At 62.3% G+C, this 24985-nt stretch carries 24 protein-coding genes; 8 read left to right on the top strand and 16 right to left on the bottom strand.

From position 1 onward, the window contains the following. Nucleotides 1–60 precede the first annotated feature (60 nt). Entirely contained in the window at nt 61–543 is a 483-nt protein-coding gene (locus ABEH28_RS01775) for a DUF2938 family protein (protein ID WP_346628910.1), read from the top strand. A 136-nt stretch (nt 544–679) separates the two neighbouring features. Next, the gene (locus ABEH28_RS01770; protein WP_346628909.1) at nt 680–1741 is read left to right on the top strand and encodes an SDR family oxidoreductase; all 1062 of its coding nucleotides are present in this window, start codon (nt 680–682) and stop codon (nt 1739–1741) included. A 91-nt stretch (nt 1742–1832) separates the two neighbouring features. On the opposite strand, the gene ABEH28_RS01765 is transcribed toward ABEH28_RS01770, so the two are convergent. From ABEH28_RS01765 to ABEH28_RS01755, 3 genes are read right to left on the bottom strand one after another with little or no spacing between them, the layout of a single operon-like run. Continuing rightward, nucleotides 1833–2042: a DUF2945 domain-containing protein gene (locus ABEH28_RS01765; RefSeq protein ID WP_172612667.1), complete on the bottom strand. Its 210-nt coding sequence runs from the start codon at nt 2040–2042 to the stop codon at nt 1833–1835. A gap of 25 nt (nt 2043–2067) precedes the next feature. Further along, a complete protein-coding gene (locus ABEH28_RS01760) occupies nt 2068–3918 on the bottom strand; it encodes a glycoside hydrolase family 15 protein (protein ID WP_346628908.1) in 1851 nt (616 codons plus the stop codon). Beyond that, a complete protein-coding gene (locus tag ABEH28_RS01755; RefSeq protein WP_192172409.1) occupies nt 3911–4711 on the bottom strand; it encodes a glucose 1-dehydrogenase in 801 nt (266 codons plus the stop codon). Before ABEH28_RS01755 ends, ABEH28_RS01760 begins: the two co-directional genes overlap by 8 nt. Nucleotides 4712–5060: 349 nt before the next feature. Between ABEH28_RS01755 and ABEH28_RS01750 the strand changes: the two genes are divergently transcribed. Then, nucleotides 5061–5984, top strand: a complete 924-nt coding sequence (locus ABEH28_RS01750) for a LysR family transcriptional regulator (protein WP_192172408.1) — start codon at nt 5061–5063, stop codon at nt 5982–5984. Between the two features lie 145 nt (nt 5985–6129). Here the strand turns inward: ABEH28_RS01750 and pstB are convergent, their stop codons facing one another. The 8 genes from pstB to ABEH28_RS01710 all read right to left on the bottom strand — a co-directional run bounded on the left by pstB (nt 6130) and on the right by ABEH28_RS01710 (nt 14292). Continuing rightward, nucleotides 6130–6909 (bottom strand): phosphate ABC transporter ATP-binding protein PstB, encoded by a 780-nt coding sequence (gene pstB, locus ABEH28_RS01745; protein WP_122623165.1) that lies wholly within the window; start codon nt 6907–6909, stop codon nt 6130–6132. Continuing rightward, on the bottom strand, nt 6909–7787 hold the full coding sequence (gene pstA / locus ABEH28_RS01740; protein WP_192172407.1) for a phosphate ABC transporter permease PstA: 879 nt from the start codon (nt 7785–7787) through the stop codon (nt 6909–6911). The genes pstB and pstA overlap by 1 nt, the downstream gene beginning before the upstream one ends. Continuing rightward, on the bottom strand, nt 7784–8779 hold the full coding sequence (gene pstC, locus ABEH28_RS01735) for a phosphate ABC transporter permease subunit PstC (protein WP_192172406.1): 996 nt from the start codon (nt 8777–8779) through the stop codon (nt 7784–7786). The genes pstA and pstC overlap by 4 nt, the downstream gene beginning before the upstream one ends. Nucleotides 8780–8849: 70 nt before the next feature. Beyond that, on the bottom strand, nt 8850–9869 hold the full coding sequence (pstS, locus tag ABEH28_RS01730; protein ID WP_346628907.1) for a phosphate ABC transporter substrate-binding protein PstS: 1020 nt from the start codon (nt 9867–9869) through the stop codon (nt 8850–8852). Between the two features lie 390 nt (nt 9870–10259). Beyond that, nucleotides 10260–11150 (bottom strand): class A beta-lactamase, encoded by an 891-nt coding sequence (gene bla, locus ABEH28_RS01725; protein ID WP_346628906.1) that lies wholly within the window; start codon nt 11148–11150, stop codon nt 10260–10262. A gap of 199 nt (nt 11151–11349) precedes the next feature. After that, a complete protein-coding gene (locus tag ABEH28_RS01720; protein WP_192172403.1) occupies nt 11350–11553 on the bottom strand; it encodes a hypothetical protein in 204 nt (67 codons plus the stop codon). Nucleotides 11554–11582: 29 nt separating this feature from the next. Further along, nucleotides 11583–13640, bottom strand: coding sequence for a pyridoxamine 5'-phosphate oxidase family protein (locus ABEH28_RS01715; protein ID WP_346628905.1), 2058 nt, complete (start codon nt 13638–13640; stop codon nt 11583–11585). A 28-nt stretch (nt 13641–13668) separates the two neighbouring features. Continuing rightward, nucleotides 13669–14292, bottom strand: a complete 624-nt coding sequence (locus ABEH28_RS01710) for a glutathione S-transferase (protein WP_346628904.1) — start codon at nt 14290–14292, stop codon at nt 13669–13671. 302 nt (nt 14293–14594) lie between these two features. On the opposite strand from ABEH28_RS01710, the gene ABEH28_RS01705 reads away from it, so the two are divergent. Next, on the top strand, nt 14595–15887 hold the full coding sequence (locus ABEH28_RS01705; RefSeq protein WP_346628903.1) for an MFS transporter: 1293 nt from the start codon (nt 14595–14597) through the stop codon (nt 15885–15887). Nucleotides 15888–15892: 5 nt separating this feature from the next. Here ABEH28_RS01705 and ABEH28_RS01700 read toward each other — a convergent pair whose 3' ends face one another. The 5 genes from ABEH28_RS01700 to cydP are packed head-to-tail and all read right to left on the bottom strand — an operon-like array spanning nt 15893 to nt 19266. Continuing rightward, nucleotides 15893–16195, bottom strand: coding sequence for a cyd operon YbgE family protein (locus ABEH28_RS01700; RefSeq protein ID WP_346628902.1), 303 nt, complete (start codon nt 16193–16195; stop codon nt 15893–15895). Further along, complete coding sequence (gene cydX / locus ABEH28_RS01695; protein ID WP_065988546.1) at nt 16185–16301, bottom strand: cytochrome bd-I oxidase subunit CydX; 117 nt, start codon at nt 16299–16301, stop codon at nt 16185–16187. The genes ABEH28_RS01700 and cydX overlap by 11 nt, the downstream gene beginning before the upstream one ends. Nucleotides 16302–16326: 25 nt before the next feature. Further along, nucleotides 16327–17469, bottom strand: a complete 1143-nt coding sequence (gene cydB, locus ABEH28_RS01690; protein ID WP_346628901.1) for a cytochrome d ubiquinol oxidase subunit II — start codon at nt 17467–17469, stop codon at nt 16327–16329. A 10-nt stretch (nt 17470–17479) separates the two neighbouring features. Beyond that, nucleotides 17480–19072, bottom strand: a complete 1593-nt coding sequence (locus tag ABEH28_RS01685; RefSeq protein WP_346628900.1) for a cytochrome ubiquinol oxidase subunit I — start codon at nt 19070–19072, stop codon at nt 17480–17482. Continuing rightward, nucleotides 19069–19266 carry a cytochrome oxidase putative small subunit CydP gene (cydP, locus tag ABEH28_RS01680; protein ID WP_346628899.1) on the bottom strand — a complete coding sequence of 66 codons (198 nt, stop codon included), beginning with the start codon at nt 19264–19266 and terminating at the stop codon, nt 19069–19071. Before cydP ends, ABEH28_RS01685 begins: the two co-directional genes overlap by 4 nt. A 918-nt stretch (nt 19267–20184) precedes the next feature. Between cydP and ABEH28_RS01675 the strand changes: the two genes are divergently transcribed. The 4 genes from ABEH28_RS01675 (at nt 20185) to ABEH28_RS01660 (ending at nt 24981) form a co-directional block, all read left to right on the top strand. Further along, entirely contained in the window at nt 20185–20982 is a 798-nt protein-coding gene (locus ABEH28_RS01675; protein WP_346628898.1) for a transporter substrate-binding domain-containing protein, read from the top strand. A 2-nt stretch (nt 20983–20984) separates the two neighbouring features. Then, nucleotides 20985–22355, top strand: a complete 1371-nt coding sequence (locus ABEH28_RS01670) for a diguanylate cyclase (protein WP_282373343.1) — start codon at nt 20985–20987, stop codon at nt 22353–22355. Nucleotides 22356–22370: 15 nt separating this feature from the next. After that, nucleotides 22371–23111: an ABC transporter substrate-binding protein gene (locus ABEH28_RS01665; protein WP_346628897.1), complete on the top strand. Its 741-nt coding sequence runs from the start codon at nt 22371–22373 to the stop codon at nt 23109–23111. A gap of 226 nt (nt 23112–23337) precedes the next feature. Next, complete coding sequence (locus tag ABEH28_RS01660; protein WP_346628896.1) at nt 23338–24981, top strand: phosphoethanolamine--lipid A transferase; 1644 nt, start codon at nt 23338–23340, stop codon at nt 24979–24981. Nucleotides 24982–24985 lie beyond the last annotated feature (4 nt).

The following is a 24985-nucleotide window of genomic DNA, read 5'->3' as shown; positions in this document are numbered from 1 at the left end:
ACTGCTAACGTGTCCGGCCATCACTCGCCCATCGATCACTGACAGCACGCAGGGACGGACATGTTCGAATTCATCTACCTGGCAATTCTCATCGGCATCGGCGGCACCGCGCTGCTGGATCTCTGGGCGCTGCTGCTCAAGGCGCTGCTGGGTTTGCCGACCCCGCCCTGGCACCTCGTCGGTCGCTGGTTCGCCGGGATGCCCAAGGGGCAGTTCGTGCACCGCAATGGCATTGGCAATTCCCCTCCCGTTCCGAACGAGCTGGCAATTGGCTGGTTCATGCATTACACCGTCGGCGTGCTGTTCGCTGCGGCGCTGCTGTTTATCTGGGGCGTGCAGTGGGCCCACGCGCCGACCTTTCTGCCAGCGTTGATCGTCGGGCTGGTCACCGTCGGCGCCGGCTGGTTCATCCTGCAGCCCGGCATGGGTGTCGGCGTGGCGTGCAACAAGGCGCCGAAGCCGAACGTAGCGCGGTTGCAGAATGTGGTCGGCCATGTGGTCTTCGCTATCGGCATGTATGGTGCGGCGCTGCTGGTCGGATGAGTTAACGGAGGGCGTCGGCGCGGTGTGTGGTCGCACCCGGCCAATCGAGCTGAACCTATGGGCAGCGATGCCGTTCTGAAACCTGAGAGCTGCATCGTTATGAAGCTCGTTCAACCCGATCAAACAGGAGATCCCCATGACCCAAACGGCCTTGGTCGTCGGCGCCAGCGGCATCGTCGGCAGCGCAACCACTCAACTGTTGCTCGATAACGGTTGGCAGGTGGCCGCCCTCTCCCGCCGTCCCTCCCAGACGCCTGGCGTGATCCCCGTCGCGGCAGACCTGCAAGACCCCGCATCGGTACAGCAGGCCCTCGCGGACCTCAAGCCGACCCACGTCTTCCTCACGACTTGGTCGCGTCAAGCCACGGAAGCTGAAAACATCCGCGTCAACGCCGCCATGGTGCGTAACGTGCTGGACGCGTTGAGCCCGGCGAAGAGCGTCAAGCACGTCGCGCTGGTCACCGGCCTGAAGCATTACCTCGGCCCGTTCGAAGCCTACGGCAAAGGCACCCTGCCGCAGACGCCGTTCCGTGAGTCCCAAGGGCGGCTGGACATCGAGAATTTCTATTACGCCCAGGAAGATGAAGTGTTTGCCGCCGCCGAACGCGACGGCTTCACCTGGAGCGTGCACCGTCCGCACACCGTTACCGGCGTCGCAGTGGGCAACGCGATGAACATGGCGACTACCCTCGCGGTGTACGCGTCGATCTGCAAAGCCACCGGCCGCCCGTTCGTGTTCCCCGGCTCCCGCGTGCAGTGGGACAGCCTCACCGACATGACCGACGCGCGGCAACTGGCCAAACAGCAGCTGTGGGCAGCGACGACCCCTGCGGCGGCGGATCAGGCGTTCAACATCACCAACGGCGACGTGTTCCGCTGGAAGTGGATGTGGGGCCAGATCGCCGAGTACTTCGGTGTGCACCCTGCTGCATTCCCGGAGAAGGTGTCCCCGCTGGAAGAGCAGATGGCCAACGATCAAGGGGCGTGGGACGAGCTCGTGCGCGCCCACGGTTTGAAAGAAGCCGACATCAGTCGCCTGATCTCGCCGTGGCACACAGATGCTGATCTCGGTCGTCCCATCGAAGTGGTGACCGACATGTCGAAAAGCCGGGCCTTGGGCTTCAAGGAATTTCAGGCCAGCGACCAGGCCTTTTTCGACGTGTTCGACACGTTGCGGGCCCAGCGCCTGATTCCTTGATCTGCTGAACCGGCCACAAAAAAACGCAGCGATGATTTCGGTCATCGCTGCGTTGTTGTATCCGGGCCATCTGTTATCGAAGACGCGGGACTCAAGCCTTTTCCAGCGCGTCCTCTTTGTGCATCGCCAGGTGACCGGTCTTGTCGCTCTTGACCTCGTACTGCGGCGCGTCGGGCGAGGCATGGCGATGGCGGCCCATGAACTCGACCTCCTTGGTGTGCACCTTCGTCACTTTGCCGACGATGTGCCCGGCTTCGGAATTCCAGCGCACGTGATCACCGACCTTGAATGCATGAGCCATCGATTTTCTCCTTTGATCCTGGAAGTCAGGGCTGCCAGAGGGTCTGGCTGCCTTCGAGTTTGCGATCCAGAAAACTCGCCGCACTGATCAGCGCCAGATGGCTGAGGGCTTGCGGCGTGTTGCCCAGGTGGTGGCCGTGGGCGTCGAACTCCTCGGCGTACAGCCCCAGCGGGTTGGCATAGCGCAGCAATTGCTCGAACTCCAGATGCGCCTGCTCCACACGCCCGGCGCGGGCCAGGCACTCGACGTACCAGAACGAACAGGCCACGAACGCGCCTTCCTCACCTTCAAGGCCGTCCTGATGGTCATCGTCGTTGCGATAGCGGAAGACCATGCCGTCGCGCACCAGGGTGCGTTCGATGGCGTCCAGGGTCTTTAGCCACTTCGGATCACTGGCGCCGACGAAACGCACCAGTGGCATCAGCAACATCGACGCATCGAGGTTCTTGCTGCCCTTGTGCTGGACGAAATGACCCAGATCGGCGTCCCAGAAATTTTCCCAGATGTCGTCATGAATGGCCTGACGCTCCCTGTCCCAGCGCTCGAACGGCGCCGGCAGCGAACGTTTCAGCGACAGCCGCAGCGCCCGGTCCAGCGCGACCCAGCACATCAGCCGCGAATGCAGGAAATGCTGATCGTCGCCGCGCATTTCCCAGATCCCGACGTCCTTGCTGTTCCACGTTTCGCACAGCTCATTGACCAGCCGCGTGACGTGCTTCCAGCCTTCGTGGGAAATGGCCTCGCCGTATTTGTTGGCCAGGTACACCGCGTCGAGCAGCTCGCCGTAGATGTCCAGCTGCGTCTGCTTGTAGGCCTCGTTACCGATGCGGACCGGAGACGCGCCGCCGTAGCCGCTGAGGTGATCCAGTTCTTCTTCGGGCAATTCTTCGCGACCGTCCAGCGCATAGAGAATGCCGAGCTTGTTGGCGTCTTCGCAGCAGTCGCCCATGCGCTCACGGACCCAGTGCATGAAGGCATTGGCTTCTTCGGTGTAACCCAGGCGCATGAAGGCGTAGACGGTGAAGGAGGCATCGCGGATCCACGTGTAGCGGTAGTCCCAATTGCGCTCGCCGCCCTCTTCTTCCGGCAGGCCGAAGGTCGCCGCAGCGACAATGCCGCCGTGCTTGCGCGAGGTGAGCAGCTTGAGTGCCAGGGCCGAGCGATTGACCACTTCACGCCAGCGGCCGCGGTAATTGGAATGCCGGCTCCAGTGCTGCCAGTAATTGACGGTGTTTTTCAAATCGCAGTCGCAGTTGGTGGCCTTGACCAGCGGATCATCGACGCCGCCGAGCATGAACTCGACCACATCTCCCTGCTTCATCTCGAACTCGGCCACCGCGGCCTGGCCTTCAAGCGTTAATGCGGTGGTCGCCGCCAAACGCATGGCCGGCTGACCCTCAGCCTCGAAACGGATGTCGTCGCCGTCCATCTGCGCGGTGGTGTCAGCGCGGCTGTAATCGTGGCGCACCCGGCAGAGCATGCGCACCGCCGTTTGGCCGTGACGGACATGGATGCGGCGGATAAGGCGCGGTAGGTTGTCGACTTCCGATGCGATGGGCATCAGATCTGTGACTTCGACGACGGCGTCCTGGCCGATCCAGCGCGTCATCAGCACGTTGGTTTCGGGCAGGTACAGCTGCTGGCGACGGGCGTCCGGCAGGATCGGCGCCAACTGGAAAATCCCAGCGTCAGGGGTGTCCAGCAGCGCGGTGAAGATGCTCGGGCTGTCGAAGTCGGGCCAGCAGCAGAAGTCGATGCTGCCGGTGTCGGCGACCAGCGCCGCACTGCGCATGTCGCCAATGATTCCGTGGTTTTCGATAGCGTTCTGCGGTTCTTGCTGGGTCTGCTCATCGGGGTTCGGGGTGTGTTCAGCCATTGTTGCGGAACTCCGGGTAGAGGCTCATGCCGCCGTCGATGAATAGCGTCGTGCCATGCACATAGTCGGACGCATCCGAGGCCAGCCAGACGATGGCGTTCGCCACATCATCGGCCTCGCCCACCCGACCGTAGGGGATCAGCTCCAGGAGTTTCTTCTCGGCGTCGCCGCTGGTGGCCTTGGTGTTGATGGCGGTGCGAATCGCCCCCGGCGCGATGCTGTTGACGCGGATGCGCTGCTCGCCGACCTCTTGGGCAATGCTGCGCATCAACAGATCGACGCCGCCTTTCGACGCGGCGTAGTTGACGTGGCCGGCCCAGGGTATGACCTGATGCACCGAGCTCATGTGGATGATCTTGCCCAGGGCGCGAGACACCTCTGGGCGGATGTCCTGTTTGGCGAACTGCCGCACTGCAGCGCGCGCGCAGAGAAACTGACCCGTCAGGTTGACGTTGATGACGGTGTTCCAGTCCTCGAGGGTGATGTCGGCGAAGGCCGCATCCTTCTGCAGCCCGGAATTGGCGACGAGGATGTCCAGACGGCCGAACGCCTTCAGGGTCTCGGCGAACAGCCTTTCCACGTCCTGCTCGTTGGAGACGTCGGCGCCAATGGCGATGGCCTGGCCGCCGGCGTCGATGATTTCTTGCGCGAGCTTCTGCGCAGGTTCGGGCTGCGAATGGTAGTTGACGACCACTGCCGCGCCGGACGCCGCCAGCCCTTTCGCCGCGCCGGCACCCAGTCCGGAACTGGCGCCGGTGACGAGGGCGACCTGGCCTTTCAAGGAAATCTGCATGGAATGTAGAGCCTCATGGTGAGCGTTTTAATGCTGACTCATGGGGTTCTGCTGAAGTTCATCGGGAAAGGTTCGCCCCAATGGCAAAAACGCTGCGTGCGGTGGCGTTGGCAGGCAAGGTTTGAGTGGTCACACCGCAAAATCGAGGGCGCCCGAACTGGCCTCTTCCCGGCTGAAGCCGGTCCTACAATTCGCGGTCCAGTCGGTCCCACCAAAAGCATGCGTATATCCAACAGGACTGGCTTCAGCCAAGAAGGCTGGACGGCGAACGACCGCGCTCCATAAACTGCGTCCATCTGTCGCAGACCTCTACAGAAGGGTGACGAATGTCGGGTAACGGGGACGATGTATGAATCGCAATGAGCTGCGCAAGGCCGACATCAACCTGATGGTGGTGTTCGAGACCTTGATGCAAGAGCGTAACGTGACCCGCGCCGCCGAGAAGCTGTTCCTCGGCCAACCCACCATCAGTGCCGCCCTCAACCGCCTGCGTGCGCTGTTCAACGATCCGCTGTTCATTCGCGTCGGTCACCGCATGGAACCCACCGCGCGGGCCAACGAGATCATCAGTCACCTGTCGCCGGCGCTGGACGCCATGTCCGTCGCCCTGAGCCTCACGCGGGAATTCGACCCCGCCAGCAGTGACATGACCTTCCGCATCGGGCTGTCCGATGACGTCGAATACAGCCTGCTACCGCCGATGCTGCGCGCGATTCGCGAGGAAGCGCCGGGCATCGTGCTGGTGATCAAGCAGGTCAATTTCTGGAATGTCTCGGAGCTGCTCATGTCCGGCGACATCACCGTCGGCGTCTGCCTGACCCGTGAACTGCCGGCCAATGCCAAGCGGAAACTGCTGCGCAGCGTGCAGCCGATGGTGGTGCGGGCCGATTCGTCGCCTGAGCCGATCACCCTGGATGAATACTGCACCCGGCCCCACGTCGTGGTTTCCCACGTGGCGAACATTTCGAGCTTTGCGGATGAGTGGCTCGCCGCGATCGGGCGCAAGCGCACCGCCGTGCTGTCGGTGCCGCAATACAGCACGTTGCCGGCGTTGATGGAGGGGACGGATCTGCTGTGCAATTTGCCGGATCACCTGACCCGGGCCATGGCCCGAACCGGTCTGCGCGGCGAACCGCTGCCGTTCGTGACGCCGAATCTGGAGCTGTCGATGGTCTGGCTCAGCGTCATGGACACCGACCCCGCCGAACGCTGGCTGCGCAAGCGGCTTGAGGCGTTCATGGGGGATGCCGGCGCTTCGAGCGCCGCGCCGTAATGCTCGACGCTTTCCCATAGTAGGACCGGCTTCAGCCGGGAAGAGGCCGGTTTGGACGCCATCAAATTTGCGGTGTAGCCCCTGATGCGTTCCCGGCTAAAGCCAGTCCTACTAAGACCTCCTGCAGCGCCAGCGATATTTCCACTCAGCCAAAACGACCGGTGATGTAATCCTCGGTCTGGGTCTTGGACGGCTTGGTGAAGATGGTGTCGGTGTCGCCGTGTTCGATCAGTTCGCCCATGAACATGAACGCGGTGTAGTCCGAGCAGCGCGCGGCCTGTTGCATGTTGTGGGTGACGATGATCACGGTGAACTGCTCTTTGAGCTCTGTGATCAGTTGCTCGATGCGACCGGTGGAGATCGGGTCGAGGGCTGAAGTCGGCTCATCCAGCAGCAGCACTTGCGGACGCAGCGCGATGGTGCGGGCGATGCACAGACGCTGTTGCTGACCACCGGACAGGCTCTGGGCGCTCTGCTTGAGCTTGTCTTTGACTTCATCCCACAACGCCGCGCCGCGCAGGGCCTGCTCGACGCGCTCTTCCATCTCGCGACGGGAGAGTTTTTCATGGTGACGCACCGCGTAGGCGATGTTGTCGTAGATCGACATCGGGAACGGCACCGGCTTCTGGAACACCATGCCGACGTTGCTGCGCAGGCGGTTCATCGAGTAACCCGGGGCGAGTATATTCTCCCCGTTGAGCATCACTTCGCCTTTGGCTTCCTGTTTCGGGTACATCGAGTAAATGCGGTTGAACACGCGCAGCAGCGTGGACTTGCCGCAGCCAGACGGGCCGATGATCGCGGTGATGCGCTTCTCGGGGATGATCATGTCGACCGACTTCAGCGAACGCTGAGCGCCGTAGTAGAAATCGAGACCGCGTACCTGGATTTTGGTTTTTTCGTCGGCGAGGGAAAGGTTGTTCATCAGGACGCCCTATTGCGCAAAAGGAGAAGACGGGAACTGAGGCTCAGTACCAGTACAAACATGGTCATAATCAAAGCGCCGGCCCAGGCCAGGGAATGCCAGTCATCGAACGGACTCATCGCGTACTGGAAAATCACCACAGGCACGCTTGCGATCGGTTTGAGCAGGTCACTGCTCCAGAACTGGTTACCAAAGGCGGTGAACAGCAGCGGCGCGGTTTCGCCGGTGATGCGCGCCAGCGCCAGCAGGATGCCGGTCACGACGCCGGCCTTGGCCGCACGCAGGACAATCTGCAGCGTCAGCTTCCATTGCGGCACCCCCAGCGCCAGCGCGGCTTCGCGCATGGTCGAGGGTTGCAGCTGGAGCATTTCGTCGGTAGTCCGCACCACCACCGGGATCACCAGCAGTGCCAAGGCCAGAGCGCCGGCGATGGCCGAGAAACCGACCTGATGGTTGGTCACGGCGCTGAGGGGCAGGATCACCGCGGTGTACACGAACAGACCGAGCACGATCGACGGCGCCGACAGCAGAATGTCGTTGATGAAGCGCACCGCATTGCCCAGCTTGGTGTTGCGTGCAAATTCTGCCAGCCAGATACCGGCCATCAAACCAATCGGCGTGCCGATCAGCAGACCGATCCCTGACATCAGGATGCTGCCGTAAAAGGCGTTGGCCAGACCGCCCGATGAGCCCGGTGGCGGGGTCATCTCGGTGAACAGCCGCAGGTTCAGCGCTTCGAACCCGTTGACGATCGTGGTCAGCAGAATCCACACCAGCCACAACAGGCCGAAGGCCGTCGCGGCGCAGCTCAGGACCATCGCGATCCTGTTCTTGATCGCGCGGGCGCGGTACAGGTTTTCGTTATCGGCCTTACTCATAGACCCTCCTTGCGCGACAGACGAGAGAGCATCAGACGGGCGATCGCCAGCACGATGAAGGTAACGACGAACAGCAGGAAGCCCAGGGCGATCAGCGCAGAACGGTGCAGGTCGGTGTAGGCCTCGCTGAATTCGTTGGCAATCACCGAAGCAATCGAGCTGCTCGGCATCATCAGCGACGCGGAAAACTGGTGGGCGTTGCCCAACACGAAGGTCACCGCCATGGTTTCACCAAGCGCACGGCCCAGGCCCAAGAACACACCGCCGACCACCGCAGAGCGGGTGTAAGGCAGGACGATGTCCCAGACCACTTCCCAGGTCGTGCCGCCCAGTGCGTAAGCCGACTCTTTCAACGCGATGGGCACGCTGCGGAACACTTCGGTCATGACCGAGGTGATGAACGGGATAATCATGATCGCCAGCACGATGCCGGCGGTGAGCATGCCGATGCCCAGTGGCGGGCCCTGGAACACCGGGCCGATCAGCGGCAGCGCGCCGAGGTTGTCGTTGATCCACGGGGCCATGTATTGCGCCATGAACGGCCCGAACACGAACAGGCCCCACATGCCATAGATGATCGAAGGAATGCCCGCGAGCAGTTCCACCGCCGAAGCGATGGGCATGCGCAACCAGGGCGGTGCGACTTCAGTCAGAAAAACCGCGATGCCGAAGCTCACCGGAACGGCGATCAGCAGCGCGAGAAAGGAGGTGACCAGCGTGCCGTAGATCGGCACCAGCGCGCCGAACTTGCCGTTGACCACATCCCATTCGGTACTGGTAAGAAATTCGAAGCCAAAGGTCTTGAACGCCAGGGCACCGCCCCAGAGTGTCGAGCCGGCGATACTCGCCAGCAACAGCAGCACCAACAGAGCCGCTCCCAGCATCGTGCGCCGAAACCAGGCGTCGTGTCGGTGATCGCGGGCCGCGCGTTTTTCGCTCTCGGATAGTGCATCCGGAATCACAGCGGACATGTATTGGGTGTTCTCATTCATGGTAGGTCCACTCGCAAGGAAACCCTGCCACCGAGCGCTCGGTGACAGGGGTTAGCCGGATTACGTCGAGTTACTTGGTGAACTCGGTTTTCCAGTAGTCTTCGATCTTGCTGACCAGCGATGCAGGCAGAGGTACGTATTCCAGTTTTTCAGCGGCGCTCTGGCCTTTTTCCAGGGACCATTTGAAGAAGTCGAAAGCAGCCGCGCTTTTCTCGGCGTTCTTCGGTTGCTTGTACATGATGATCCAGGTGGTCGCGGTGATCGGCCATGCCGTCTTGCCCGGCGCGTTGGTCATGATCAGGTTGAAGTCTTTGGCGTTGGCCCAATCAGCCGTGTCAGCCGCTGCGGCGAAGGCTTTGGCGTCAGGCTTGATGAACTCGCCAGCAGAGTTCTGCAGTTGAGTGAAAGCGATATCGCTCTTGGTGGCGTAGGAGTATTCAACGTAACCGATCGAGCCCTTGATCTGTTTTACGTAAGCCGCCACACCTTCGTTACCCTTGCCGCCAACGCCCACAGGCCATTGAACAGCGGAGCCAGTGCCTGGACCGGATTTCCATGCGTCGCTGACTTTGGTCAGGTAGCTGGTGAAGTTGAAGGAAGTGCCCGAGCCGTCCGAACGGTGGACCACGGTGATGTTGGTATCAGGCAGTTTCACGCCATCGTTCAGTTTGACGATTGCAGGATCGTTCCACTTGGTGATTTTGCCCTGGAAGATGTCAGCCAGAACCTGGCCGCTCAATTTCACGTCGTTGGCTTTGACGCCTTCGAGGTTGACGACTGGAACGATACCGCCGATGACGCTTGGGAATTGACCCAGGCCGCCGGCCTTGAGGTCTTCAGCGGACATCGGGGCGTCAGACGCGCCGAAGTCTACGGTGGCAGCCTTGATCTGGGCGATACCGCCGCCCGAACCGATCGACTGATAGTTCACGCGATTGTCAGCAGTTTTGCTGTAGTCCTGCGACCACTGGGAGATAACCGGGAATACGAAACTCGAACCAGCGCCCGTCACATCAACGGCGTGTGCCATACCCGACAGGCACATCGAAGCCATCAGAAGCGACAGGCGTTTTTTAGTCAGCAGAATCACGGCAATACCTCAACAAGAGAATTTTGTGTGTGTGGTCACAGTTGAAGACCCGAGGCAGATTTAAAACTGGAAACATTTCTGTTTGATGACAGTCTTGAGACCACGCGCCAAAACGGAGTCGTCTGTCAGCCATTTCCTACAGCGTGTAAAGCTGAAGTGCCCGGTTTTGTTGGCTAAGGCTGAGGTTGTCTAGCAGAAGGGAATTTAATATCAATGCGCCATATATCGGCATCAAGGCATCAAATCTGTGGCAATTGAGCGGCGTCTGGGGACGGCACAGGGCTGTGTGAGACGTTGGCGGAGTTCTCCGGCCGTACGGCGCAACCGATCCATCGAGGGCAATGTGTATCGAGATTTTACGACTCGCCTCGATACACCTCGACGCTCGCCCTACACCCCGGCGGCAAGTCGCCCGATTTCGGCCATCAGCGCGTTGATCTGATCACCGCTGGCTTTCGATCCGGTGTAATACGCCGTCACCAGAACAGGCGGACGGTCGCCGGGCCAGATCACCGCAACGTCGTTGCTGGCGTTGTTGGCACCCGAACCGGTCTTGTCGCCCACACGCCAACGGGCAGGGACGCCGGCGCGCAGCTTTTTGTCGCCGGTCTGATTGTTCACCAGCCAGGCCGTCAACTGATCTCGCGAGGCCAGCGTCAGTTTTTCACCCAGCACCAGCGTGTTCAATGTCTGCAGCATGGCGACGGGCGTGGTGGTGTCGCGCGGGTCACCCGGCCGGTTTTCATTCAACTCGGGCTCGCGCCGGTCGAGGCGCGTTTGCGTGTCACCGATCGAGCGCAGCCAGGCCGTCAACCCTTCGGGACCGCCCATGCTGTCGAGCATAAGATTGGCAGCAGTGTTATCACTCAGCGTCATCGCCGCCTCGCACAGCGAACCGACGCTCAGCCCCTGCCCGCCCACGTGCAGCTCGGTGGTCGGTGAATACGGCACCAGTTGCTCGGCGGAATAGACGATGCGCCGCGACAGGTCTTCCTGCTTTCGATCCACCCGCGCCAGCACATGGGCGGCGGCCAGGCATTTGAAGGTGCTGCACAGGGCAAAGCGTTCATCGCCGCGATGGCTGATCAGGCGCTGGCTCGCCGTGTCCAGAATGGCGACACCCAACCGGCCGCCGTAACGACGTTCAAAGTCGGCCAGTTGCTGCTGGATGACTCGATCGGAAGAAGGCTCCGAGCGCCGCTCGAAAGCGAATGAAGGAAGACTCAACAACGTGGGCACAGCCAGCAACGACGCGCCGATGAGGGTTCTGCGGGTGATCAAGATGAACGTCCTTGTGAAGGGCAACGAGCGCCGCACGGATCATGGCACTCACCCCAATGTGACGAGCCGCCGGTGAGCCGCTGCGAACGGTGGGCAAACCGGCGCACATCATCCGGCCAGACGCCGGGACATTTCAACCATAAGCCGCTACACACGCACAATCATCGGCCCGCGCCCTCATCGCCCTTCTCACGTTGCCTCAGTGCGATCGTTTGAAAGCCGGGATCGACCGCACCCACATAAACAGCCGAAGGGTCGCCGGCGTGTCGACGGGCTCGTGGCTCGCCGCAAGCTCGCCGGCCAGAGACGCCAGTGATTGCGGCAACAACCAGGAAATCTCCTGCTCGGTGGCTTGATAAGGCATCGGGGTTTCCTCTTTCTCGAACGCTGGCCATGGGTTCATCGCCGTCTCTCCCGCACACGCATGGATGGTTACAGATCGAGCACCAACGGCCCTGAAGCCGGGACTGCGCAGCAGATCAGCACGTGGTCCGGCGCCGGCCTTTCAGCGGGCGGGACCGGGTAATGCACCTGGCCACTGATGAGCCGGGTCTTGCAGGTGCCACAGGATCCGCCGCGACAGCTGAATTCCGGGCTCAGTCCTCGGCTCTCGGCCAGTTCCAGCAGACTGCCAGCGGCGGGTTGCCAACGCGCTTCCTTGGCGGAGCGTTCGAACACCACCGGCACTGCTTCGGTGGCGGCAGGCGGTTGATCAAAGGCAACCCCCTGTGAATCACCGCTGCGCTTGAGGCTGGACGGGCCGAAGGTCTCGGCATGAATGCGCTCATCGCGAATGTGCATGCCGCGCAGGCCGTCGTAGATCTCCTGGGTAAATGCCGCCGGCCCACACACATAAAAATCAAAATCGTTGAACGGCAGCAGCGCCTTGAGCAGATCGAGGTCAATGCGGCCGGTCAGGTGGAAGTCTTCACCCACCCGCGCCGACGTTTCCGGCTGGCTCAGCACGCGGATCGCTGTGAGCTGGTCGCCAGCCTTTGCAATGAGTGTGTCCACTTCTTCGCGAAACGCCAGGTCGGCCAGACGACGGGCACTCTGGATGAACCAGGTCGCCCGCCCTCCCCGCACCCGTTTGCCTTCGTAGATGACTTCTCGCAGCATCGACAGCATGGGCGTGACGCCGATGCCCGCACCCAGCAGCACCAGCGGCCGACGCTCCTGCGCATCCACCACAAAACTGCCCTGGGGTGACCGCGCCTGAAGCAGATCGCCAATGCTGACGTGGTCATGCAGGTACGCCGAAGCCAGGCCGTCGCGCTTGACGCTGATGCGGAAGAATCCATCGGACGGCGCGCTGGACAGGCTGTAGGTACGAATCAGCGGCGGCGTCCGACCATCCGGGGACAGGCGCAGCGGCAGGTGTTGACCGGCCTTGAACGCGGGCAACCCGGCGCCGTCGGCAGGCTCGAAATAGAACGAACGAATGCCGTCGCTTTCGTCCTCGATCCGCGTCACCCGCAGGGGCCGCCATTGATCGCGCAGGGCATCGGCCTGCAAGCGCGCGGCGGTCTGCTGCCAGTCGCCGGTCATCAGGCTGTTCGGCGACCAGCCCTGGAATTCCCAGCGCGAGCGCAACGCCGCCGGCCGACGCACCACCTGCTCCACCCGCACCTGCCAGAGCCGCTCGGCGCCCTGGAACGCCGCGATTTCCGGCCCGTCGAGGATCAGCCTTACAGTGCCTGCCACCTGCAACAGCTCGCCGGTCTGGAAATCAACGAACAGCAGACCGGCCCTTGGATTGACCTGGAAATTGCCGAGCGTATTGAAAAACAGGTTGCCGGCGAAATCCGGGATGGTCAGCACATCGCCCTCTACGCGCACGAACCCGGCATGGCCGCCACGGTGGGACACGTCCACCGAACGATGGGGCTGGGCGCCTTCAAGGTCGACATAGCTGGCGACGAAGAAGGTGTCGGCGCCACGAATGGTGGCGATGGCGGCATCATCCAGCGCGGCCAATCGCTGCACCGGGGAACGCTCCGCCTCAGCTTTGAGCGGCACCTGCTTGAGTGCCCGCAGCTGAATGTACTGCGGACAATTGCCGTACGAGTGCTCGACGCTCACGGAAAAACCGTTTTCCCACACATCGCTGATGTGGCCATTGATGCGGTTGCGACGGCGAGTGTGCAGGTCGATGCCGAGCATGCCCACCGCCGCGCCCGGGGTGAACTCGGCGCCGGCCGGGTCTTCGGCGTCGGGTCGTCGGGCGATGTGCAACTGCCTGGCGTCGGGTGAATGGATAAACCCCGACTGGGCGTCCAGCAGGCTCGCCCATGGCCAGCCCTCAGCGTCCACGGCGCCGAGAATCAGGTACGGCAGATGCTCGTAGAACTCACGGTGCTGATCGGGCATGTAGTCACGAATGACGCGCTTGCCCAGGGTTTCCATGCGCTCTGCAACGCCGACTTTGGCCTGCAGAGCGCGCTCGCCGGAATGCCATGGCGATGGTATTTCAGTGCGAATCTCGTTCATGGCGCGAACTCCCTGGACTCCCGGATGATTAGTTGACCAGCCCTGCCGCCGTGCGTGGCATGGGCGTGAAGCCCGGCAGGTTCTCGATGCGCGCCAGCCATGCCTGCACGTTGGCGTATTCGTCCAGCGACACATTGCCTTCCGGCGCGTGGGCGATGTAGCTGTAGGCGGCGACGTCGGCGATGGTGGCGTGATCGGTGGCGAGAAATTCGCGGCCGTTCAGGTGCTGATCGATGACACGGAGCGCGTCGTGGGCCCGCTGGATCGTGTCTTTCGGATCGAAGCCCGCGCCGAACACCGTGATCAGCCGCGCCCGCGCCGGGCCCAGATAAATCGCGCCGGAGGCGGCAGACAACCAGCGCTGCACCTGCGCGGCGCCCTCGGGATCATTCGGCAACCAGCGGCCCGACGGGTCGTACTTCTTCGCCAGGTACACCAGGATCGCCGTTGAATCGGCGACGATGACGCCGTTGTCGTCAATCACCGGCACCTGGCCGAAGGCGTTGATGGCGAGGAATTCCGGCTTTTTCTGCTCGCCCTTGGCCAGATCAACAAACTGGATCTTCGGATCAAGGCCCAGCAGCGACAGCATCAGCTCGGCGCGGTGGGAGTGGCCGGACAGCGGGAAGTGATAGAGCGTGATGGCGGTCATGGGGTGGGCTCCTGGGCAAGTGCGTCAACTCAGCGTGGGGCGGCGGTGCCGCAATGGTGGGCCGCGCTGGTGGAATGGATAGTGGGCCTGACCGCTGGATTGGAGAATGACCAGAAAAAGCAATCCACTGTTTCACGTAGTGAAATGCCGGGCGTCAAATCCCGCTGCTTGAACCGCTCACACGGCTCGCGCCTCCCCTATCTGCAACATTCAGAAATATCCCCTTGACGGCGGCCCGATGGCTGAGCGTTCATATTGGAGTACAGCCATCATCCAACTGCTCTGCTCTCTGGTGAATTTCCATGGTTTCGTCCGTTCTGGCGGCTTCTCTGTCGCGCCGTCGCATTCACTACAGCTGGGTGATCCTGGCCGTCACCTTCCTCACCATGCTGGTCATGGCCGGCGCAGTGGGCGCGCCGGGTGTGTTCATCCGGCCACTGCAAGCAGAGTTCGGCTGGGACACGGCCGAGATTTCTTCGGCGCTGGCGATTCGCTTTGCCCTGTTCGGTCTGGTCGGCCCGTTTGCCGCCGCGTTCATGAACCACTTCGGCGTGCGCAAGGTGGTGCTGACCGCGCTGACGCTGGTCGCCAGCGGCATGGTCTTGTCGCTGTTCATGACGCAGTTCTGGCAGTTGGTGCTGCTATGGGGCGTGGTGGTTGGCTTCGGCACAGGGCTGACGGCGATGGTGCTCGGCGCCACCGTTGCGACGCGCTGGTTCTCAAAACATCGCGGGCTGGCAATGGGCTTGCTGTCGGCCAGTTCTGCCACGGGCCAACTGGTGTTCATGCCGCTGCTGGCGAACATGACCGAGCATTTTGGTTGGCGCACGGCACTGGCATGCATCTGCACGGCCATCGTGATTGCCGGGGTTGCCGTACTCGCACTGATGCGCAACCGCCCTGCCGATCTGCAACTGCCACTCTACGGCGATCAGGACATCCAGCCCGTAGCCGCGAGCAGCCAGACCTTCGTTCAGCTGTTGATCACCCCGCTGCGAGTGCTGCGCGACGTGTCGAAAACCTGGACGTTCTGGGTGCTGTTCATGACGTTTTTTATCTGCGGCGCCAGCACCAACGGCCTGATCCAGACCCACTTCATCAGTCTGTGCGGCGATTACGGCCTGGCCGCAACCACGGCGGCCGGAATGCTGGCGGTGATGGGGATTTTCGACTTCTTCGGCACCATCGGTTCCGGCTGGCTGTCGGACCGTTTCGACAATCGCTGGCTGCTGTTCTGTTACTACGGCTTTCGCGGCGTGTCGCTGGTGCTGCTGCCGTTTCTGGATTTCACCGTGTTCGGGCTGTCGGTGTTTGCCCTGTTGTACGGGCTGGACTGGATCGCCACAGTGCCGCCGACGGTCAAGCTGACCGCCCAGCGATTTGGCGCCGAGCGCGCCAATATCGTGTTTGGCTGGGTGTTTGCCGGCCATCAGCTGGGCGCCGCCTTTGCCGCCTTCGGCGCCGGCTGGACACGCACGCATTTCGCCACCTACCTGCCGGCGTTTTTCATTTCCGGCCTGTTGTGCGCCATTGCGGCGTTGATCGCGCTGTCCATCGTGCCGCCCGTGAAGTCGACCAGGGCTGCTACTGCGTAAACGGCTTAAAGCCACTGCCGCGCGGTCAGCCACATCCCATAGCCCACGGCCATCAGCGCCCAGGCCAGCAGCGGGTGAAACACCACCCGCCAGGCCATCGCGCGCGGCTCGAAACCGACGCCGTGGACGAACCCTCCGGCCACGCCCCACATGATCAGCATCAGCAGGCTGTGGGAGTAATGGCCGTTGGCGTCGAGCATCGACGCCGGGTGAATCAGCAGCACCAGGCTAAGCGGCGCGGCCATCAACAGGGACAACGCCCGGCCGATGGCGTGTCTGAAGGGCGCGTTGAGCGCTTCAGCGGTCACGGCCGCTCTCCAGCGCAGCGGCGTCGGATGACTCCAGCCAAAGCGCGTTGATGATGCCGAAGCTGCAGGCCAGCAACACGCCGAGAATCCAGGCGAAATACCACATGATTGTCTCTCCTCTAAAACGTGGCTCAGTACAGGCCGTGGGGGTTGTGGTCGATGTGCGCGGTGGTGACCTTGCCCCACATTTTGGCGTAGCACCACAGCGTGTAGCAGAGGATCAACGGCACGAAAATCGACGCCGCGATCAGCATGATCATCAGGGTTCTATGGCTGGAAACGGCGTCCCACACGGTCAGGCTCGACGCCGGGTCCAGGCTCGAGGGCATGACGAACGGGAACAGCGCAAAACCGGCGGTACACAGCGCGCCGACGATGGCCAGGCTGCTGCCGAGGAACGCCGTTCTGCCCTGCCCCGCACTGGCGCCGAGCAAGGCCAGCAAGCCACCGAAAATCCCGAGCAATGGCGCGATGACCGTCAGCGGGTGCTGCTGATAATTCCCCATCCAGCCGTGGTTGCTGGCTGTCACGGTTTTCGCCAGCGGGTTCAGCGCCGCGCCGGCGTCGAACGCCGAAGTGATCGCCAGGCCCTGAATGCCGCCGAGCAACAGCCACACGCCGGCGCCGATGAACGACAGCAGGAACAGCAGCGACAGCCACTGCGCCGCCCGGCGGGAGCGTCGGGCAATGGCGCCTTCGGTGCGCATCATCAGCCAACTGCCGCCGTGCAGGCCGAGCATGCTCAGGCTGACCACGCCGGCCAGCAGGCCGAACGGGCTCAACAGCTGCCAGAAGTTGCCGTGATAGCTGGAGCGCAGAGTGTCGTCGAACTGAAACGGCACGCCCAGCAACAGGTTGCCGAACGCCACGCCGAAGACCAGCGACGGCACCACGCCCCCGACAAACAGGCCCCAGTCCCAGCTCTGCCGCCAGCGGGTGTTTTCCAGTTTGCTGCGGTAGTCGAACCCCACCGGGCGCACGAACAGCGCAAACAGCACCAGCAGCAGCGCCCAGTACAAACCGGAGAACGCGGCGGCGTAGACCAGCGGCCAGGCCGCGAACAGCGCGCCGCCGGCGGTGATCAGCCAGACCTGATTGCCATCCCAGTGCGGGGCGATGGTGTTGATGACCACGCGCCGCTCGGTGTCGCTGCGTCCGACGTAGGGCATCAGCATCGCCGCGCCCAGGTCGAAGCCATCGGTGAGGGCAAAGCCGATCAGCAATACGCCGACCAGCACCCACCAGATCATTTTCAGTGTCTCGTAATCGAACATCGGGGATTCCTCAGGCCAGGGCCGGGTGTTTGGCGTGGGCAGCGTTGCCGGGCGCGCCTTGCTCGAAGTGGTAGCGACCGGTGTGCAGGCTGCTCGGGCCGAGTCGGGCGAACTTGATCATCAGGTACATCTCGATGATCAGCAGGAGGGTGTAGAAGCCGACCAGCGCCACAATCGAACCGAGCACATCCCCCGCCGACAGGGTCGAGGCTGAAAGATGCACGGGCAGCACTTCACCGATGGACCAGGGCTGACGGCCATGCTCGGCGACCCACCAGCCGGTCTGGGTGGCAATCCACGGCAGCGGCAGGCTGAACACCGCCCACTTGAGCAGCCAGCGCTTGCGGGTCTCGTTCTTGCGCGCCGAGGCCCAGAAGGCACAGGCAAACAACAGCAGCATGAGCATCCCGCTCAGCACCATCACGCGGAAGGTCCAGAAGATCGAGGCCACCTGGGGGATCGAATCCAGCGCAGCCTGTCTGATCTGCTGCTCGTTGGCGTCGACCACCATGTCGGTGTACTTCTTCAGCAAAAGGCCGTAGCCGAGGTCCTTCTTCACGGCGTTGAAGGCGTCGAGGGTCTGCGCACTCTTGTCGCCCCCGCGCAGCTGGCCGAGCAGGTCGTAGGCGGTCATGCCGTTGCGGATGCGACCTTCGTGTTCGCGGACCAGGTCCTTGATCCCGGTGACCTGCTTGTCCACCGAGCGGGTGGCGATGAGGCCCATCACGTACGGAATCTTGACCGCGTAGTCGGTGCGCTGCTCGGCCTGATTGGGCAAGCCGAACAAGGTGAACGCTGCCGGGGCCGGTTCGGTGTCCCATTCGGCTTCGATGGCGGCCAGCTTGGTTTTCTGCACGTCGCCAATCTCGTAACCGGATTCATCACCCAGCACGATCACCGACAGGATCGATGCCATGCCGAATGCCGAGGCGATGGCGAACGAACGCCGGGCGAAAGCGATGTCGCGGCCCTTGAGCAAATACCAGCTGGAAATCGCCAGGACGAAGATCGCGCCGGTGACGTAGCCGGACGCCACGGTGTGGACGAACTTGACCTGGGCGACGGGGTTGAACAGCAGGTCGCTGAAGCTGGTGAGTTCCATGCGCATGGTGGTGAAATTGAACTCGGCGCCGACCGGGTTCTGCATCCAGCCGTTGGCGATGAGGATCCACAGCGCTGACATGTTGGAGCCGATCGCCACCAGCCAGGTGACGGTGAGGTGCTGGACGCGGGTCAGGCGGTCCCAGCCGAAGAAGAACAGGCCGATGAAGGTTGATTCGAGGAAGAACGCCATCATCCCTTCGATGGCCAGCGGCGCGCCGAAGATGTCGCCGACGTAGTGGCTGTAGTAGGCCCAGTTGGTGCCGAACTGGAATTCCATGGTCAGGCCGGTGGTGACGCCGAGGGCGAAGTTGATGCCGAACAGCTTGCCCCAGAACTTTGTCATGTCTTTGTAGACTTGCTTGCCGGTCATGACGTAGACCGATTCCATGATGGCGAGCAGGAAGGTCATGCCGAGGGTCAGGGGGACGAAGAGGAAGTGGTACAGCGCGGTCATCGCGAACTGCAGCCGGGAGAGGTCGACGACTGATTCCGATATCATTTTGGGTTTTTCTCAGAGGGTGCGGATGGGGTGCTCAGTAGGTGCAGGCCGGCTTGCACGCCGTCGTCCTTGACTTCGACCGGGGCGTCGAACCAGACGCTGCGGATGCCCATGAGCAGGACGAGTTTGATCAGGAGGATCAGGCTGATGTCTCTGGCCAGGGGGTGTTTGAGGAAGTCGAAAGGACCGGGCATGTTGAGGACTCGTCGGGGTGCGAGGTATTTTTCCTACAGGCCCTTCGTGCACCTTTGATCCAGGTCAAGGAACCGCGTTTACTCCGGTGTGGCAGAACGCCACAGTTGTTTAAAAGCATCTGCCTGGGGGCAGATTGTTTCGCCTTCGGCGAGTTACTTGGAAAAGCACCCCAAGTAACCAAGGGTGCCTGCTCCTGGTTGGGCCCCTCCTCCGTCGGGGTTCCTTCACTCCGGTCTTGCTCCGTGGGCCCGCGCCGAACGGACATCCATGTCCTGACGGCGCTCTCGCCGCATCCATGCGGCTCGGCCCACTCCGCAAAACCTGCGTTCAGCCTGCACCCAAGTCGCGTTGGGCGGTGTCTGGACCTTTTTTGTACGAAGATCAAAAGCAGATCAAAAGCAGATCAACGGCTTCCCGGCTGAAGCCGGTCCTACGGGGGAATGCGGTGCCGTGGATGATCGTCCCCACGCTCTGCGTGGGGATGCATCCCGGGACGCTCCGCGTCCATTCCCGGCTAAAGCAGGTCCCACTGACTGCGCGCGGTGTTCTTGTAGGACCGGCTTTAGCCGGGAAGAGGCCATCGCAGGCGCCGGCATTTTTGGACTGCCCGCAGCTTTTGAGTGGGACCGGCTTCAGCCGGGAAGAGGCCAGCACAATCGCCGGCATTTCTGGACGAGACGCGGTGGCTGGCGCGCGATGTGGTGGATCTGGAGGTCGGGTAGTTTGCGTGAGGTTGTCCGCAGCAGTCGGGGAACCCGGCCTCGTCCATTCAAGCTGTTAGGATGACCGGCAGGATGCCGTCTCAAGTGACGGATTATTCAGCCGATATCCCGGTGTGCAAGGCAGTCGGTGACGGTTGCGCCGGGGTGTTCACGGTCCGGAATCTGTCGCTTCTGCACCCCATGAGGTAGTTATCGATGACATTCCATTCGCTCATTCACACACTGGGCAGCGCACTCTGTGTGGCGCTGTTGCTGTGCGTGGGCACTGGCGCGTCGGGAGCTGAATCGATTAACTCGAACGCGGCTCGTGTCGAGATCCATGTGGTCACCGAAGAACTCCCACCCTATAACATGACCCGCGACGGGGTGCTCACCGGCATGAGCACCGAGGTGGTCCAGGCGGTGTTGAAGGAGGTCAATGTGCAGGCCTCCATTCAGTCCATGCCCTGGGCGCGGGCTTATGATCTGGCGCTGCACACGCCCAATGTGTTGATCTACTCCATCACCCGCACCGCCGAGCGCGAGCGGCTGTTCAAGTGGGTCGGCACCATCGCCGCGTCGCGCTGGTTTCTGTATTCGTCGGCCAGCCATCCCGTCACGCTGCTGAGCCTGGACGATGCCCGGGACTGGCAAACCGCGACGGTCAACGAAGACGTCGGCGAGCAGTACCTGATGGCGCGCGCGTTCGAGATCGGCCATCAGCTGCAATCGAGCAACCGCTACGAATTCAATTACCAGAAGCTGCAGACCGGCCATGTCGACCTGTGGATTTCCGACGAGCTCAACGCTTACTACCTCGCCCGGCAGGTCGGCGATGACCCGGCCCGAACACTGGTGCAATCCCTGCGCATAAAAGAGCTGGAAGAAGCCGGCGGCTTCAACATGGCGTTCAGCATGGGCACGCCCGACGCCACGGTGCAGCTGTTTCAGAAAGCCCTTGAGACCATTCGCGCCAACGGCACCTACGACGCCATCGCGCGCAAGTGGCAATGAGCATGCCGTTCGACACCCCTTCCGACCCGCCCGGCGACACCCGCCCGGACCCTCGCAACGGGCAGCGCACCGGACAGCGCAACGGCTCGCTGGCACGGCGTCTGGTGCTGGCGACGCTGGCGTTCTGCATGCTGTTCACCGCCGCAACGGTGCTGGTGCGCACCTGGTTCGCCTGGAACACCAATCTGGCGAACATGAACGCCGAGCTGAGCCTGATCGATCAGGTGTTCCAGGGCACGCTGTCAAAAGCCGTGTGGGAGATGGATGATCAGGCGCTGCAGACCCAGATCGACAGCGTGGCCACGGCGGCGCCGGTGGGCCGGGTTCAACTGACGATCCTGCGGCCCGGTCGCGCCCCCGAGATTCTGGAACACCAACACCCCGGCCACACTGGCTCGATCCTCGCCCCGGCATTGCATCGGCAGCTGACGATTGCGCCCTACCCCGGCGCCAGCGAGGTGGTCGGCGAGCTGACCATCGAAGGCGACGAGAGCCTGCTGTGGAGACGCCTGTGGAAAGAAGTCGCGGTCATCATGCTCACCCAGATCATCCAGTCCCTGGCGCTCGCCGGGCTGATCATGGGGATGTTCAACCGCTCGGTGACCCTGCACGTGCGGCGCATTGCCCGCCACCTCGAACACCTGACACCGCTCAACCTCAAGACGCACCTGACGCTTGAGCGACGCGGCAAGGCCGGCGACGAACTCGACCTGCTCGAAGCGGGCGTCAATGACCTGCAGGACAAACTGGCCGCGCACCTGGAGCGTCAGGCGCGCGATGAAGTCACCCTCGCCGCCAGCCGCGACCAGCTCGCCGAACTGGTCGAGCAGCGCACCGCACAGCTCAAGGCCGCCAATACGCGACTGGAAGCCCTGACCCGCTTCGATCCGCTCACGGGCCTGGCCAACCGCCGGCATTTCGACGAGCTCAAGGAGCTGGAATTCAACCGCGCCTTGCGTCATCGCCAGCCGCTGTCGGTGCTGATGTGCGACATCGATTTCTTCAAGCTTTACAACGACACCTACGGCCATGCCCGGGGCGATCAATGCCTGCGCGACGTGGCGCTGGCCATGAGCGCGCTGTTTTCGCGCTCCGGCGAACTGGTGGCGCGGCTCGGCGGCGAAGAGTTCGCCGTGCTGCTGCCGGGCCAGGATGAGCAACAGGCACTGGCCTCGGCCGATCGCCTGCGCGGGCTGCTGGCCCGGCAACAACTGGTACACAGCGCTTCACCGGTCTCGCCCTTCGTGACCTTGAGTATCGGCGTGGCCGAGCTCGACCCGGCGAACATGGAGCACTTCGATCAACTGCTGCAGAGTGCCGACCGGGCGCTGTACCGGGCGAAAAGCCAGGGCCGGGACCGCTGTGTGATCTGAACCGAGAGGAATGCCATGGGAACAATTCATCGTCAGTGCAGCGTTCTGGTCCCTTTGCTGATGCTGTTCGTGTGCCTGAACGCTGGCGCCGCGACGTTGCAAGTGGTGACCGAAGACTCCTCCTACAGCGCACTCGACGGCGACAAGGTGGTCGGGGTCGCCAGTGAAGTGGTCGAGCTGACCCTCGCCAACGCCGGCATCACCGATTACCACATGGCGCTGTACCCCTGGGCGCGGGCCTACGACATCGCGCGGCTCGAAGCGAACGTGCTGATCTACCCGATGATCCGCAGCAGTGCGCGCGAAGGGCTGTTCAAGTGGGTCGGCGAGCTGGAACACGTCATGCCGTCGTTCTACAAACTGCGCAAGCGCGGCGATGTGCGGGTCAAGGACTTGCAGGACGCCAGTCATTACACCGTCGGCGTGGTGCGCGACGATTCGCGCCAGCAATACCTGGAAGGCAAGGGGTTCAGCAGGATGGTGGTGTCGGCCAATAACCTCGACAATCTGCGCAAACTCATCAGCGGCCAGGTCGAGCTGATTCCCATGCCCGAGCGCGAGGCGCGGGAACAATGCGCTGATCTGCACATTGCCTTCGAGGACCTGGAAAGCGTCTTCACCCTCGACGAACTGTCCAAAGGTCTGTACGTCGCCCTCAGCGCCAGCACCCCGGACGAGACGGTCCAGCGAATCACCGCCGCCTTCGCCCGACTCAAACAGGACGGCACGGTGGACAGGGTCATCGCCGGGCAGTGACAGCAATAAGTCGCAAGCCCACCCCGGCCCTGCAAAACTGCTTTTCATGCCCCGGAAATCAGCGCCTCGGGGATTTCACAAAGCCTTCACAATCGTTTTGGAAAACTCCGCGCGGTCTGTCCCGCCTCCCCTCCCGGCAGCCATTGACTGACTCAGTCTGACGTCTCGGCCCCACGGATGGAAATGCCTGTTGCACCCGCACCCCAGGCACTGCGCGGCCCCTTATATGGAAATGAATCCGATGGTCAAACCGGTCACGTCTACTCGTCTGGTGATGCTGTTTTCCCTGTGTCTGGTGGTGTTCTACAACTTGGCGACCTGGCGCGCACTGGTTGATCTGGCGCAATTGCAGGGCGTCAAAGCCATCGCGTTCTATGTGTCGTTTGCCTTCCTGCTGTGGGCCGCAATCACCCTGCTGCTCACACCCTTTTCGTTTCGCCCGACGCTCAAGCCGGCGCTGAGTCTGGTGGCGCTGTGCTCGGCCGGCGCCGCGTATTTCATGAACACCTACGGCATCAGCATCGACACGACGATGATGCAGAACGTGCTGGAGACCAACCCCGGCGAGGCCGAGGCTTTGTTGAGCGGCAAGCTGTTTCTCTACCTGGGCCTGCTCGGCGTGCTGCCGATCGCGCTGATCTGGTGGGTGCCGGTGACCTACCGCCCCGTGCTGCCCGGGCTGGTCAACAAAGTGCTTGTCTGCATCGGCTGTTTGCTGGTGATCGCCGCTGCCGTCGGCCCCTTCTACTCGACCTATGCGCCGATCTTTCGCGATGAAGACGAGCTCACCCACTTCATCAACCCGACCAATTACATTTACGCCATCGGCAAGCTGACCAAGCAGACCGTCGCCATCAAAGAGACGCTGAAAATCCAGACCGTCGGCGCCGACGCGGCGCTCAGCCCCCAGGCACAACAGCGGCCAAAAAAGAGCCTGATGATCTTTGTCGTCGGTGAAACGGCACGGGCCGACCACTTCTCCCTCAACGGTTACGGGCGGGAAACCAACCCGGAACTGAAGAAGCAGGACATTCTCAACTTCACCCACGTGGCCTCGTGCGGTACCTCCACCGCCGTGTCAGTGCCGTGCATGTTTTCGAAGTTTCCGCGCACCGATTACAGCGACAAAAAGGGCAAGACCTACGAGGGTCTGCTGGACATGCTTCAGCGCGCCGGTTTGAAAGTGCTGTGGCTGGACAACAACAGCGACTGCAAAGGCACCTGCCTGCGCGTGCCCCACAGCGATATCCCGAAAAACCAGCCGAGCCCGTTCTGTGATGGCAAGAACTGCCTCGACGAATCGCTGCTGGTGGGCTTGCAGGACTACATCGACTCACTGCAGGACAACGCCATCATCGTCCTCCATTCCGATGGCAGCCACGGCCCGGAATACTATGATCGCTACCCCAAGACGCTCGAACGCTTCACGCCCGTCTGCCACACCAATCAGCTGGGCAGCTGCACGTCCGACGAGCTGAAAAACGTCTACGACAACACCATTCTCTACACCGATCATTTCCTGTCCCAGACCATCGAACTGCTCAAGCGCAATCAGGACAAGGTCGATGCGTCGATGATCTACGTCTCGGACCACGGCGAGTCCCTCGGCGAAAACGGCATCTACCTGCACGCCGCGCCGTACGCCATCGCCCCGACGGCGCAGACCCACGTGCCGATGGTGATGTGGTTCGGCCACTCGACCCTGGAAGACGCCGGCGTCGATCGCACGTGCCTGGCGGCCAGGCAAGACCAGCCGGACCTGAGCCATGACTACATGTTTCATTCGGTGCTAGGCTTGCTCGGCGTTACCAGCACGGAATACCAGCCGGCGCTGGACCTCTTTCACAGCTGCAAACGCAACAAGGGATGAGTTG

It is taken from the genome of Pseudomonas sp. Ps21-P2, assembly GCF_039672565.1.
GTDB lineage: Bacteria > Pseudomonadota > Gammaproteobacteria > Pseudomonadales > Pseudomonadaceae > Aquipseudomonas.
This window is presented reverse-complemented; position numbering and strand designations above follow the sequence as displayed.